General features: G+C 64.3%; 11 protein-coding genes. 7 read left to right on the top strand and 4 right to left on the bottom strand.

Annotation, left to right across the window (positions count from 1 at the left end; translation table 11 throughout):
- Window positions 1-8 precede the first annotated feature (8 nt).
- The 3 genes from ACIGJE_RS02590 to ACIGJE_RS02600 form a co-directional block, all read right to left on the bottom strand.
- Window positions 9-1076 carry a substrate-binding domain-containing protein gene (locus ACIGJE_RS02590; RefSeq protein ID WP_311934569.1) on the bottom strand — a complete coding sequence of 356 codons (1068 nt, stop codon included), beginning with the start codon at window positions 1074-1076 and terminating at the stop codon, window positions 9-11.
- A 159-nt stretch (window positions 1077-1235) separates the two neighbouring features.
- Window positions 1236-2852, bottom strand: coding sequence for an FGGY-family carbohydrate kinase (locus ACIGJE_RS02595; RefSeq protein WP_483679252.1), 1617 nt, complete (start codon window positions 2850-2852; stop codon window positions 1236-1238).
- Between the two features lie 294 nt (window positions 2853-3146).
- On the bottom strand, window positions 3147-4130 hold the full coding sequence (locus tag ACIGJE_RS02600) for a LacI family DNA-binding transcriptional regulator (protein WP_483679254.1): 984 nt from the start codon (window positions 4128-4130) through the stop codon (window positions 3147-3149).
- A 235-nt stretch (window positions 4131-4365) separates the two neighbouring features.
- Between ACIGJE_RS02600 and ACIGJE_RS02605 the strand changes: the two genes are divergently transcribed.
- Together ACIGJE_RS02605 and ACIGJE_RS02610 are read left to right on the top strand one after the other, a co-directional pair.
- Entirely contained in the window at window positions 4366-5286 is a 921-nt protein-coding gene (locus tag ACIGJE_RS02605) for a phytanoyl-CoA dioxygenase family protein (protein ID WP_367626191.1), read from the top strand.
- A gap of 92 nt (window positions 5287-5378) precedes the next feature.
- Complete coding sequence (locus ACIGJE_RS02610; protein ID WP_311934565.1) at window positions 5379-6716, top strand: MFS transporter; 1338 nt, start codon at window positions 5379-5381, stop codon at window positions 6714-6716.
- 154 nt (window positions 6717-6870) lie between these two features.
- Here ACIGJE_RS02610 and ACIGJE_RS02615 read toward each other — a convergent pair whose 3' ends face one another.
- A complete protein-coding gene (locus ACIGJE_RS02615) occupies window positions 6871-7650 on the bottom strand; it encodes a DeoR/GlpR family DNA-binding transcription regulator (protein ID WP_311934564.1) in 780 nt (259 codons plus the stop codon).
- 167 nt (window positions 7651-7817) lie between these two features.
- Between ACIGJE_RS02615 and ACIGJE_RS02620 the strand changes: the two genes are divergently transcribed.
- From ACIGJE_RS02620 to ACIGJE_RS02640, 5 genes are all read left to right on the top strand, one after another.
- Window positions 7818-9896, top strand: coding sequence for a bifunctional rhamnulose-1-phosphate aldolase/short-chain dehydrogenase (locus ACIGJE_RS02620; protein ID WP_483679257.1), 2079 nt, complete (start codon window positions 7818-7820; stop codon window positions 9894-9896).
- A 63-nt stretch (window positions 9897-9959) separates the two neighbouring features.
- A complete protein-coding gene (locus ACIGJE_RS02625) occupies window positions 9960-10244 on the top strand; it encodes a hypothetical protein (RefSeq protein ID WP_311934562.1) in 285 nt (94 codons plus the stop codon).
- Window positions 10234-10824 carry a type II toxin-antitoxin system VapC family toxin gene (locus ACIGJE_RS02630; protein WP_483679259.1) on the top strand — a complete coding sequence of 197 codons (591 nt, stop codon included), beginning with the start codon at window positions 10234-10236 and terminating at the stop codon, window positions 10822-10824. The genes ACIGJE_RS02625 and ACIGJE_RS02630 overlap by 11 nt, the downstream gene beginning before the upstream one ends.
- 134 nt (window positions 10825-10958) lie before the next feature.
- Entirely contained in the window at window positions 10959-12086 is a 1128-nt protein-coding gene (locus ACIGJE_RS02635) for a glycosyltransferase family 4 protein (RefSeq protein WP_483679261.1), read from the top strand.
- A complete protein-coding gene (locus ACIGJE_RS02640) occupies window positions 12083-13945 on the top strand; it encodes a glycosyltransferase (RefSeq protein ID WP_483679263.1) in 1863 nt (620 codons plus the stop codon). Before ACIGJE_RS02635 ends, ACIGJE_RS02640 begins: the two co-directional genes overlap by 4 nt.
- Window positions 13946-14058: the final 113 nt, after the last annotated feature.

Raw genomic sequence — 14058 nt, forward strand, 5'->3', positions numbered from 1 at the left:
ATTACGCCTCAATAGAGATCGGCATATTTATCGAAATTCTTGGCATCGACCACGAAGGGACGCAGCGTGGCGATACTGTTCTCCCCGAGTGCGATCTGGCCGAGACGGCCTGCGGTGACCAGGCTGCCCGTGCCTGTGGTCATGGTGTTCCTGGCCAGCGCCGCGGCAATCTGCATGGCGGCATAGCCGATATCCACCGGATTGGCGGTCGCGAAATATTCCACCGCCTTGGCCGACATGGCGGCCTTCAACGTGGCCGGCCGGCCGAAGCCGGTGACGAAGACCTTGCCGGCAAGGCCCCTGTCCGAAACGCATTGCGCCGCCCCCACCAGCGCCGCCGGGCTGAAGACCAGCAGGCCCTTGAGATTGGGGCGCTGCCTCAGCACGAAGTCCGCGGCGGCATAGCCGGCCTTTTCATTGTCATTGTCATAGAGGGTGTCGGCGAGCTTGAGCTTGCCATAAGCTGGCTTGAGCCATTGCTGCATGGTCTCCGAAACCAGCCCCTGTCCATCCGCGCCATTGCGCGCACCGGCCAGGATGGCGACGTCACCGCCATCCTTGGCATCGTCGGCCAGCATCTGAAGGAAGGTCTCGGCTTTGCCGCGACTGCTGACGGGATCGACATGGGCCATGCGCGAATTGGCCGGCAGGGCCTGCTCGAAGGAGACCACCTTGATGCCGCGGATCATGGCGCGCTTGCACAGCGGCGCCAGCAGGCCGGCATCGATGGGGCTGATCAGGATGGCATCGACCTTCTGCTTCACGAAGCCGTTGATGAAGAGGGCCTGCTCGCGCACCAGGCGCTTTTCCGGCGCAGCCACGGCCATATCGAGCGTGCCGATCTGCGTCGCGGCCTCCTGGGCTCCGTCGGCGCAGGCCTTGTAGAAGGGATCGTCCTTGACCGGCACGATCACCCCGACGCGCAGCCTGCCCTCGGTCACCGGCAAGACAGGCGTCGGATCGGCCTTGGGCTTGGGTTTCGGGCTGGGGGCCGAAAGAGCGCTGGACGACATGCCGGCTAACCCCAGCCCCCCCAGCAGCGTGACGATCTGGCGGCGGCTGAAGGTGTCGGTCATGGTAACTCCGTCCGGGGATGGTGCAAAAAACGGCAAAGAACACCGCAAGCCCGGTCGAACGACCGGACCGGCAGCGAGAGCGGCCGAATCACGACCGCACCCATCTCATCACATGCCGTGATCTTTGCAATCACGGCGTTACCGCGAAATCGCCTTGCCTCAGGCCATCAGTTCGCGGGCCTGGCGCCCCGCGGCCTGCAGGGCTTCATAGACCTTGAACTTCTTCTCGTGGAAGGCGCGGATCTCTCCTTGCCCGGGCGCATAGGTAGCTCCGAGTGCGGACATGCCGCTCATCGCCTCGGCCAAGGCGGGATAGGCCTTGCTGGCCACGGCGCCGAGCATGGCCGCACCGAGCAGGACGGGCTCCGGCGTATCGGCTACCGCAACCTCGATGCCGGTTGCGTCGGCGATGATCTGGCGGACCAACGGGCTCTGGGCCGCGCCGCCCGAGATGATGATCTGCTGGAGCACGATGCCCTTGGCCGCCATGACCTCGACGATCTGCCGCGCGCCATAGGCAAGGCCGCACAGTCCGGCGACATAAAGCCTGACCAGGCTGTCGAGATCGTCTTCCAGATCCAGCCCCGCGATCACCGCACGGGCATCGGGATCGGCATGGGGTGCCCGATTGCCGAGAAACTCGGGCACGACGTGAATGCTGCGTGCCAGGGTGGCATCGCCGGCGAGATTGGCCTGCGCCTCCAGCCAGGCGAGCAGGGGGCGCCCGGCGGTCTCGGCCCGCTCCACGGCCTGGGCATAGGCGGGATGCAGAGTGAGGAGATGGTCGAGCGCCGCGCCGGCGGCCGACTGCCCGCCCTCGTTCAGCCAGAGGCCAGGCACCATCGCCGAGAAATAGGGGCCCCACACACCCGGCACGAAAGCAGCCTCGCGCGTGCTCGCCATGGTGCAGGCCGAGGTGCCGAAGACATAGGCGAGGCGCGCCGTCACGTCGGCACTCTGGCCGTCCTTGCCGGCCGCGCCGACGGTGCCGATGCCGCCGGCATGGGCATCGATCAGCGAGGCGCCGACAGGAATGCCCGCCGTCAGGCCGAGATCGGCGGCTGCCGCCTCGGTCAGGCCGGAACCGAGCGGCGAACCGACATCCACGATGGTGTCGCCGATGCGGGCAAAGCCTTCATCGGCCAGCGCACCCAGCCCGATCTTGTGGAAATAGCCGGCGTCCCAGCGCTTCTCATGCGCCAGATAGGTCCATTTGCAGGTGACGGTGCAGACCGAGCGCGACAGCGAGCTGGTGGCGCGCCAGCTCAGATAATCCGGCAGGTCGAAGAAATAGCCGGCCGATGCAAAGATCTCCGGCTTGTGCTCCCTCAGCCAGAGCAGCTTGGGCGTCTCCATCTCCGGCGAGATCACGCCGCCGACATAGCGCAGCACCTCTTCGCCGGTCTCGTTGATGCGCCGGGTCTGGTCGAGCGAACGATGGTCCATCCAGACGATGACGTTGCGGTTGGGATCGTCGGACGGGCCGACGGAAAGCGGCTCGCCCTGCTTGCCCACCACCACCAGCGAGCAGGTCGCGTCGAAGCCGACGCCGGCAATGGCACCCGGCTCGACCGCAGCCTCCGCCAAAGCTCCCTTCACGGAGGCGCAGACCGCCTGCCAGATATTCTCGGAGGACTGCTCGACGATATCGCCGGGCTCGTGCCAGATGGTGATCGCCTGCTTGGCCGAACCGAGCAGCTTGCCGCTGGCGTCGAACACGCCGGCCCTGGCCGACCCCGTGCCTACATCGACACCGATGAAATACTGATCGCCCATCTCGCGGTTCGCTCCCGGATCTATGCTGCAGCCTTCCGCTGCTCTGAGCCTTCAGCTTAAAGGGGTGCCCGGGCTTGGCAACCTCGATTGGCTGGCGGGGCTGATACGAATTTCACCGAGCGCCATTGCTTTTCGATCGGAACACAAGCGAATTGGTGGGGGGACATCATGCCGTCGTGCAAACATTTGGATCGAACTCGCGAAGGCACTGCCCCGGAACGGCCCGCCATGGGCGATTGCCTTTTGACCAACGAAGAGCATCCCCGCCGCACCGCCAGCGTTTGGTAATCGCCGCTACGCCGAACTGCGACGCACCACTTCAAAACCGATATCGACGATCCGTACGGGAATCGTCTCTTTGCGTATGCGCGCCAGCACCAATTCGCCGGCGCGTGTTCCAATGTCACGCCCAGCGATGCGTATCGTGGTGAGATCAAGGCCACTTGGTTGAGCGATCGAGAAATCACCAAAGCCGGCGACGGCGAGCGCTCCTGGCGTCTCGATGCCGCGCCGCTGCGCGGCCAAAAGCACACCGGCAGCAATGGCATCGAGGGAGCAAAACACGGCATCGGTATCGGGAAAACCGACCAGCAACTGATCGAGGAGCGCTGGACCGCTTTCCATGCCGGCAACCACAGCGGCAACGGTAATTTCACGTGGCGCTATACCCAGGGCCGCCAATGCACTGCGGTAGCCCTCGCGTCGCTGCAGGCCGCGCCGATCCTTCTCGTCACCAGGACCGATGAAAGCGATGCGTCGATAGCCATAGCCATGCAGCGCCATCGTCATTGCGCGACCGGCAGCCGGATTGTCGAAGCCGACCGCCATGTCGACCGGCTCGGCCGGCAGTTCCCAGGTCTCGACGACGGGCACGCCGGCTGTGCTCAGCAGGCGGCGTGCGCGGGGGGTATGCAGCGTGCCGGTCAGCACAACTCCATCGGGACGACGACCGAGGATCGCGCGCAGCAAATGCTCCTCGTCGGTCGCCGAATAATCCGACGAGCCGAGCAGAATGGAAAAGCCCGCCGCTTCGGCGCAGCGCGTGAGGCCCGCAATGGTCTGAGAGAAAATCGCGTTCTCGAACGTCGAGACCACCGCGGCGATTAACCCGCTACGCCGTGCGGCAAGACTGCCGGCCAGGAGGTCTGGCACATAGTCCAGTTCGGCCATCGCCGCTTCGATGCGGGCACGCGTTGTCGCCGCGACAAGTTCAGGCGTGCGTAGCGCACGCGAAACGGTCATCTGCGAAACACCGGCGCGTTGCGCCACATCGTCCATGCGGAGCCTGCGTTCTGTGTTGGGCTGTGATTTGGGGGCTGCCATGCGCCTTCGTTCACTTTATCCGCTTCGGCGCTTCACCACGCAAAGACCGACTCCGCCTCGTATTATTTTTCCTCTCACAACTCAACGCGCTTGACTCAAGATTATGTTACCGCAAACATGTTTGCGCAAACATGATTGCGCAAACAGGCACTCCCTTTGAGGAAGAAACGCCATGCCGCAAGGAGGAAAAATGCTCAGCGAAGCCCAAATCCAGGCCTATCACGACGATGGCTATATTCTTGTCGAGGATGTCGTCACGGGTGAGGAACTCGAAGAACTGCGACGCCTGACCTATGAGAAGATCGATCAATCGCGGGCCGTGTCGGCAAGCGACGAGGTGTTCGACCTCGATGAGGGGCACTCGAAAGACAATCCGAAGTTGACGCGCATCAAGATGCCGCACATGCAGATGCCCGCGTTCTGGGACATCTTGAAATCCAGCAAATTCCGCTCGGTTCTGGAAGCTCTTCTTGGTCCGGCCGTGCGCCTGCAGACCTCGAAGCTCAATACGAAGGCACCGGGCGGCGGGGCCGCCGTCGAATGGCACCAGGACTGGGCGTTCTATCCGCACACCAATGACGACGTGCTGGCAATCGGCCTCATGCTCGAGGACGTCAAGGAAGAAAGCGGTCCCTTGCTCGTCATACCGGGCACGCACAAGGGCCCGGTACTCAGCCACTTCGTCAACGGCGTATTCGCCGGCGCAATCGATCCGAGCGATCCTCTGTTCGAGAAGGACAAGATCATCACGCTGACCGGCAAGGCCGGTTCGATGACGGTCCATCATTGCCGTACATTGCATGGATCCGCGCCGAACGTGTCGGATCGGGCGCGCCTCATCTGCTTCTATGAGATGTGCGCGGCCGATGCCTGGCCACTCGCGGGGGGCGCCGGCGCCTTCCTCAACATGAATCAGCGCCAGGTCTATGACGCGGTACAAAGCCGGATGATCTTCGGCGAGCAGACCATGCGTCCGCGCCTGAAAGACGTACCTGTCCTCCTGCCGTTGCCGCCGGCGCCGGACGCGTCGTCGATCTTCAAGACCCAGAAGAGCGCGGGCGCGGTCAGCGCCTTCGCCAAGGCGGACCAGAAGGCCGAGCGCGCAGCATAAGCGCGCCGTGTCTTTGTGCGGAAAGCGCAGCCGGCGTCCAACGAGGCGCCGGTCATTCGATACAAAACAAATGCCTCCGGGGAGGATACTCCATGCCAAAAGCTGCGGCGGAAATGCATCCGCGCAAGGTCATCGTCGCGTCCTGCGTCGGCTCTGCACTCGAATGGTACGACTTCTTCATCTATGCGACGGCCGCCGGACTCGTGTTCGGCAAGCTATTTTTCGCTGATTTCGGTGGCAAGGGCACGCTGATCGCCCTCGCAACCTTCGGCGTCGGCTTCATCGCCCGCCCCTTCGGCGGCTTGTTCTTCGGTTATCTCGGCGACCGCATCGGCCGCAAGCCGGTGCTGCTGATCACTCTGATGATAGTCGGCATCGGCACAGTCTTCATCGGTCTGCTGCCGACTTACGAACAGATCGGCATCTGGGCGCCCATCCTTCTTGTCACCATGCGTCTGATGCAGGGTTTCGGCGCGGGTGCCGAGTATACGGGCGCCGTGATCCTGCTCGCCGAATATGCGCCAATCGGCAAGCGCGGCTTCTGGTGCTCGTTCGCACCCGCCGGAGTCGGCATCGGGATGATGTTGGCATCGAGCGCGTTCTGGCTCGTCTCGCAACTGCCGCAAGAGCAATTCATGGACTGGGGCTGGCGCCTGCCATTCCTGGCCAGCATCGTTATCATCGCGTTCGGCTTGTTCGTGCGCTACCGTATCGATGAAACACCGGTGTTCGAGAAGATAGCCGCCGAGCCGGAAAAGAAGTCGAAAAATCCTATCATCGAGTCGCTGACGAAGCAGCCGCGCAACTTCTTCGTCGTCCTCGGGGCGCGTCTTGCCGAGAACGGGTTTGGCTATCTGTTCCCCGTATTCGGACTTAGCTACGCGGTGAACACGCTCGAGTTCCCCAAGGATCAATCCTTGTTCGTGTTGATGACCAGCTATGTCGTGCAGGTAGCGTGCGTGATCGGCTTTGCGGCACTCTCAGATCGCATCGGCCGACGGCCCGTCTACATCGCTGGCGCGTTGTTTGGGTGTCTCATCGCGTTTCCATTTTTCTGGCTGCTCGAGTCGAAATCGTTCCTTGCTTCGATCGCCGCGTTCTGGCTGGCGCAGATAGCGGTCGGTATGATGTTCGGCGTTCAGGCTGCCTATTTCTCCGAACTCTTCGGACCGGCACGCCGCTTCTCGGGCTTCGCTTTCGCGCGCGAACTCGGGTCCCTTCTTGCCGGCGGCCCTGCCCCCGCATTGGCGACCTTGATGGTGTCGTGGGCTTCAGGTTCGTCTTGGCCGGTGGCGCTTTACTCCATCTTCCTCGGCCTTTGCACGGCCTATGCCGTATGGATGGGTCCGGAAACCTATCGCGACGATATCGCAGTCGACCAGCTTGAGAGCGACGCCACAACTCTGCGGGCGCGGGCGCAAGTAGCGTAGCAAGGAATAGGAACGAGAAGAATGACAAAGGTCCGGGTTCGCAAGCGCGAACTCGGCATTGCGAACTTTGTTGCGAGAAGGCACCCGAAGTGGCTCGTTTGGCAGCCTCGATCAGCAGACCGAGCCGATAGGAATTTCACCGGGAGACTCGTCGTCAACCTGCCACACTGACCACCTCGACCTCGACGCCGGCCTCCGCCAGCATGTCGTGCGCCGCGGGCGGAATGCCGTCATCGGTGATCAGCCGGCGGATACGTGAAAGCGGCGCCACCGCCATCGAGCCGCGCGGCTCGAATTTCGAGGAATCCGCCAGGACGATGAGATCGGCGGCGCGATTGAGCAGCTTGGCTTCGGCCCGTGCGATCAGCGGATCGCTCTCGATCAGGCCGAGTGGGCCGATCGAGGCCGCGCTCATGAACATCTTCGAGGCCGTATAGTGCTGGATCGAATCCTCGTCGAAGGGCGAGAGGATCAGGCTCTGGTCGCGATAGATCTCGCCGCCGGGCAGGATGATGCGATTGTCGCTCTCCTGCATCAGCGCGGCGGCGATCGGGAAGGAATTGGTCAGGATCTGCAGGCGCGAGGCCCGCAGGAATTCGACCATGTGGAAGGTGGTCGACCCGCCATTGATGATGATGGATTCGCCGTCGCGGCACAGGGCCGCCGCCTGTTCGGCGATCGCTCGCTTTCGCTCGGCATTGAGCGCCTGGCTGACACCGAGGCGCCGCGCCTCGAGCTTGGCTCCTTCCGGCGAGGCCAGCGCGCGGACACCGCCATGCATGCGCCGGACCATGCCCTGGGCGGCAAGATGGGTGAGGTCGCGGCGGATGGTTGCGGGCGAGGCCCGGGTGACGGCAGCAAGCTCCCGCGCCGAGATCACCGAGCGTTCCTGCACAAGCCTGACGATGGCCTGCCAGCGTTCCTGTTCGTGCATGCCCCCTCCATTCGCTCACAACCTCGTCCATCCGCTCATTCATGTCAATGATATGAGCGATTTGTTGCACTGCACGACAAATTTTACGCATCGCATGAGCGATAATGATTGACCATGAGCGACAGCATTCATAAGGTCTAGCAACAATGACACAGGAAACGCATGCCATGGCCTCCGCACGACTCGCAGACCTCTGGGACGACGCCGTCGCAAATTCCCTCGATGAACCAGGCAAGCTGCTCTATCGCTCCAATCTGCTGGGTTCGGACCTGCGCATCACCAATTTCGGCGGCGGCAACACCTCGGCCAAGGTCAAAGCGACCGATCCGCTGACGCGCCAGGAGGTCACCGTGCTCTGGGTCAAGGGCTCGGGCGGCGACATCGGCTCGATGAAGCTCGACGGCTTCTCGACCCTCTATCTCGACAAGCTCGAGGCGCTGAAGGGGCTCTATCGCGGCCTGACGCATGAGGACGAGATGGTCGGCTACCTGCCGCACTGCACCTTCGACCTCAATCCGCGGGCGGCTTCCATCGACACGCCGCTGCACGCCTTCGTGCCGAAGATCCATGTCGACCATGTCCATCCCGACGCCGTGATCGCCATCGCCGCCTCGAAGAACGCCGAGAAGCTGACCCAGGAGATCTTCGGCGGCGAGATCGGCTTCCTGCCCTGGCAGCGGCCCGGCTTCGACCTCGGCCTCAAGCTCTCCAAACTGGCCACGGAGAATCCCCATCTCACCGGCGTGGTGCTCGGCGGACATGGCCTGTTCACCTGGGATGACGATGCCAAGGCCTGCTACCAGCTCACCTTGCGCATCATCCAGAAGGCAGCCGACTGGCTTGAAGCCAAGGCAAGCAAGCCGGCCTTCGAGGGCAGCAAGACCACGTCCCTGCCCGCTGCCGAGCGGGCCGCCATCGCCACCCGCCTGATGCCTGAAATCCGCGGCCGCATCGGCAAGGCCCAGGCCAAGTCTGGCCATTTCACCGATGCGCCCGAAGTACTGGAATTCGTCAATTCGAACGCGCTCGACAAGCTCGCGCCGCTCGGCACCTCCTGTCCCGACCATTTCCTGCGCACCAAAATCCGCCCGCTGGTGATCCCCTTCGCCGGCGACATCGAGGCCACCATCGCTTCGCTCGACGGCCTGATCGAAGCCTATCGCGCCGATTACGCCGCCTATTACGAGCGTTGCAAGCATGCCGATTCCCCGGCCATGCGCGATCCCAACGCCGTGATCTATCTGGTGCCGGGCGTAGGCATGCTCTCCTTCGCCGCCGACAAGGCGACGGCCCGCATCGCGGCCGAATTCTACGTCAACGCCATCAATGTGATGCGCGGGGCCAGCGGCGTCGACACCTATGTCGGCCTGCCCGAGCAGGAAGCCTTCAACATCGAATACTGGCTGCTCGAGGAGGCCAAGCTGCAGCGCATGCCCAAGCCCAAGGGCCTGGCCGGGCGCACCGCTTTGGTCACCGGCGGCGCCGGCGGCATCGGCCGGGCGATTGCCGCCCGCCTGATGCAGGAAGGCGCCAATGCCGTGCTGGCCGATATCGACCAGGCCTCTCTCGACGCGGCCGTCGCCGATTTCGGCAAGCTGTTCGGCAAGGACAGGGTGCGTGGCATCGCGATGGACGTCACTGACGAGGCCAGCGTGATCGCTGCCTTCGAGGAAACCGCGCGCAGCTATGGCGGCATCGACATCGTGGTCAACAATGCCGGCATCTCCTCGGCCGCTTCGGTCGAGGATACCACGCTGGAACTGTGGAACCGCAACATTTCCATCCTCGCCACCGGCTATTTCCTGGTGGCGCGCGAAGGCTATCGCCTGATGAAGAACGAGGGCAATGGCGGCTCCCTGGTGTTCATCGCCTCCAAGAACGGCGTCTCCGCCTCGGCCGGTGCCTCGGCCTATTGCACCGCCAAGGCTGCGGAAATCCATCTCGCCCGCTGCATGGCCCTGGAAGGGGCGCCGCACGGCATCCGCGTCAACGTCGTCAACCCCGACGCGGTGCTGCGCGGCTCCAAGATCTGGCAGGGCGAATGGCGCCAGCAGCGCGCCGCCTCCAACAAGATCGGCGAGGACGATCTGGAGGAGTTCTACCGCAAGCGCTCCCTGCTGCAGCGCTCCGTCTATCCCGAAGACATCGCCGAGGCCGTCTACTTCTTCGCCTCGGACCTCTCGGCCAAGTCCACCGGCAATTTCCTCAACGTCGATGCCGGCAATGTGGTGAGCTTCACGCGCTAAGATGCCAGGTTGCAATTGAACTCGTTAGACAGAATTGTTATTTTGTCTAACGAGGAGCCGCCAATGCTGAAATCGTCCCATCAAAGCCCGACACTTCCCCAGAACCCGAGGCGGCAGTCGGTGATTGATACGGCGCGCCGGCTTGGGCTGCTCGGCGGCGAAAATGGCCGGATCGGCGGGCGGGTGCAGCGTGATCTCGTGGCGGCGGCCAAGGAGAAATCGGGAATCGCATCCGACACTGAACTGTTGGAATACGCCCTGGCCAGGGTCGCGCTCGAGGATGATTTCGGGGCTAAGCTCGTCCGCCGCAAGGGTCGGATCGAGAAAGACATCGACCTTGAATTTTGAGCTGGCGCGCGCGCTTCGGCGCGTCAAACCCCAACGTGTCGCCGGTACGATCCGGCGACGGCCCCTTGCCGACCTGCCGAGCGTCATGACACCGATTTCGGCCGGCACCGAATTGCTGATCGACAGTTGCGTTTGCGTTTATATCGACATACTGCAAGGCTATACACCAGTGAGCGTCGACGATCTGCTTTCTGCGCGGATCATCAATCACTCCACGATCTGCTTGGCTGAATTGACGCATCTGTTCGGCCGCCTCGACCCGAAGCACCCGGCGACCAGGAACGTCCTGCGCGAAATACGGTACACGATCGAGGGCATTCCGGGTCACCGACTTTCGTCCCCTTCCCATACGGCAATCGGTGAAGCAGGCATGCTGGCCGGCCTGGTGGCCCGCTTGTCTGGCGTCGACAATCGCGCGAACCAATCTCTCCTCAACGATGCAGGCCTCTATCTGCAGGCTGTGGAGAATGGCTGGACTGTGCTCACCAGCAATATTCGGGATTTCGATTATTTCGATCAGCTCCTGCCGGCCGACCGGGTACTCTTCTACGAGAAGACTGCGACCACGCCAAAGCGCTGACAAACGATAGTCCCGGCACCAGCCCTCGGGAGAAGGCAGGGGATTGTGCAGCCAACATTCGCGGGCTAAGCGGAGGGGTCTGTTCCATCCGCGGGAACGGCCTCCCACAGCGCTCAAGCAGTTCACCGCTTCCCATGGCCCGGATCGCCTTCCACGCCCCGCTCAAACCAGCCGATCACCCGGTGCCGTCGGGGGATCGGGAAACGGCGCGCCTTTTTCTTGCTGCGCTGCAGGGCGCCGGTTTCGAGACCGGCATCGCCTCGACGCTGCGGACGGCGGACCCCGCCGGCGGGCGGGATTTTTCAGAACCGGCACAGGCGGAGGTGGCCCGCCTGCTTGCTCTCTATCGCGAGCAGCCACAGGAACGCCCGGCCCTGTGGTTCACCTATCACGTCTATTACAAGGCGCCGGACCTTATCGGCCCGACGATCACCCGGGCCCTTGGCATTCCCTATGTCATCGCCGAGGGGTCACGGGCGCCCAAGCGCGCCCAAGGTGCCTGGTCAAAGGGTCATGCGCAGGCGGAAGCTGCCCTCGACGCCGCCTCGCTCATTTTCATCCTCAATCCGAACGACCGGGCCATGCTGGAGGCGGCAAGGCCTGTCGGCCAGGCCCTTGTCGACCTGCCGCCCTTCATCGATGCCGCCGGCTGGCCGCTCATGGAACGAGACCGCCCCGAACCCGGCGCGCCGTCGTCTGTCTGCCGCCTTCTCACCGTCGCCATGATGCGCGAACCCGACAAGCTGGCGTCTTATGAAATCCTGGCAGCGGCACTGGCCAGGCTCGACGCCGACCTTCCCTGGCATCTCGACATCGTCGGGGATGGCCCCGCCCGGCCCCGGGTGGAGGCCCTGTTCGCTCCCTTCGGCCAATACGTCACCCTGCATGGCCGCATCGACGATCGTACCAGGCTGGCCGGTTTCTATGCGCAGGCCAATCTGCTCGCCTGGCCGGCGGTGAACGAGGCCTTCGGCATGGTTTTCCTGGAGGCGGCGCTGCAGGGCTGCCCCTCCGTCGCCGGCAAGTTCGGTGGCGTCGGCTCGGTAGTACTGGACGGGCAGACCGGCCTGCTGGCCAGGCCCGGTGACGCCGCCGATTTCGGCCACTCCCTCGCCGGCCTGATGCGCGATACTGCCCTGCGGCAGCGCTTCTCCGGCCAAGCCCTCGCCTTCGCCCGGCAGGAGCGCTCGCTCGCCTCCGCCTCTCGCCGACTGCGCGAGGCCTTGCTGCCCTTGATCCAACCGGAAAAGCCCGCCGCATGAGCCGCTCCGTCCTCATCCTCGTCACCCACCTGCTCGGCGTCGGCCATCTCGCCCGTGCGGCCGCCCTGGCGCGCGGTCTGGTCGCGGCCGGCCATCGCGTCACCCTGGTCAGCGGCGGCCGGCCAGCTCCCCTGATCCGGGTCGAGGGGGCATCCTTCGTACAATTGCCGCCCGTGCATTGCGTCGGCGTCGATTTCCGCACGCTGCTTGGCGCGGATGGCCAGGAGATCGGGGACGATGTCCGGCAAGCTCGCGTCGAGGCCATCCTGGCAGCGCTCACCTCTGCCGATCCCGACGTGGTCGTGACCGAAACCTACCCCTTCGGCCGGCGCCAGCTCGCCGCCGAATTCCGTGCTTTGGTCGAGGCCGCGCGCAATCGAGCCAGGCCGGTGGCCATCCTCGCTTCCATCCGCGACATCCTCAACCCGCCGGCCAAGCCGAGCCGGGCGGAGGAGGCGGAGGCCGTCCTCGCGCGCTTCTATGACGGCGTCCTGGTGCATGGCGATGCCGTGGTCACGCCGCTTTCGGCCTCTTGGCCGACCAGCCCGGGGCTGGAGCGCATCCTGACCTATACCGGCTACATCGCCGACACGGCCGCATCCGTCGAAGCCGCGTCCTCAGGCGAAATTCTGGTTTCGGGCGGCGGCAGTGCGGCCAGCCTGCCGCTCTACCGCGCCGCCATTCAGGCTGCAGCGCTTGCCGACACGCCCGCGCACTGGCGCCTGCTGGTCGGGCACGGTGTCGCGGCGGCTGATTTCGAGGCACTCATGGCCAGTGCCGGACCCCAGGTCACCGTCGAGCGGGCCAGGCCGGACTTTCCCGCCTTGCTGGCGGGCGCCGCCGCCTCGGTGAGCCAGGCGGGCTACAACACCATGATCGACCTCGCCCTTGCGGGCGTGCCGGCAGTGGTCGTCCCCTTCGAGCAGGGCAAGGAAGCCGAACAGCGCCTGCGCGCCGAGTGCTTCCACGCCCTCGGCCTCGCCGGCATCGTCCGCGAGGCCGATCTCTCCGGCCCCACCCTGGCGGCAGCCGTCGAAACGGCCCTGGCGCGTCCACCGGGCGAAGCACCGGTCCTTGCGCTGGACGGCATCGCCGGCAGCGTCAGGGCCGTGGAAGCGGCAGCGCAGCGGGCCGAAGACCTGGCTGGGGCCTGGACCCATCTCGACGAGGCCCTGGCCGCCCGCCGCGAAGTCCGCCTGTGGTGGCGCGACGATGATGCGGTAGCCGCCACGCCGGCGCTCGACCGCCTGCTTGCCCTGGCGCATCGCCACGACCTGCCGCTTTCGCTGGCCGCCATCCCCGCCACCGTCTCGCCGAGCCTGGCCGAAGCGATCGCCGAAGAACGGCAGGTCGACATTCTCGTGCATGGCTATGCCCATGCCAATCACGCCCCGCCCGGCGCCAAGAAGCAGGAACTCGGCCATCGCCCTGCCGCCGAGATATTGGCGGAGCTCGGCCAGGGCCTCTCGACGTTGCGCTCCCGCTTCGGCGCATGCTGCCTGCCCGTCCTGGTGCCGCCCTGGAACCGGATCGATCCGGCCCTGATCGGCGGTCTCGCCGCTCTCGGCTTTCGCGGCCTGTCCGTCGCCGGCCCACGGCCTGCCGCTCGGCTGCATGATCTTACCGCCATCAATATTCACATCGATCCGATCGCCTGGAAACAAGGTGGCGGCCTCGTGGAGCCTGCTCAGGTATTGTCACAGTTCATCAATGCCCTTGAACATGACGAACCCTTGGGCATACTCACGCATCACCTCGTACACGATGCCTGGATTTGGAGCTTTCTGGAACGGTTGTTCGAGAGGCTCAAGAATCACGCGAATATACGTTTCCTGCCGGCACATGCGTTATTTGCATGAAACGCTGGATCGAAAAACGATACACACGCCAGATAGCAGTGGCGCGCGATTGCGCGTGGGAATAGTCTGGCAACCGACAAGCACCGGAAAACGGGCATCGGAGAGACTGCGGA

The sequence above is a fragment of the Labrys sp. E2SS-1L genome (assembly GCF_057073705.1).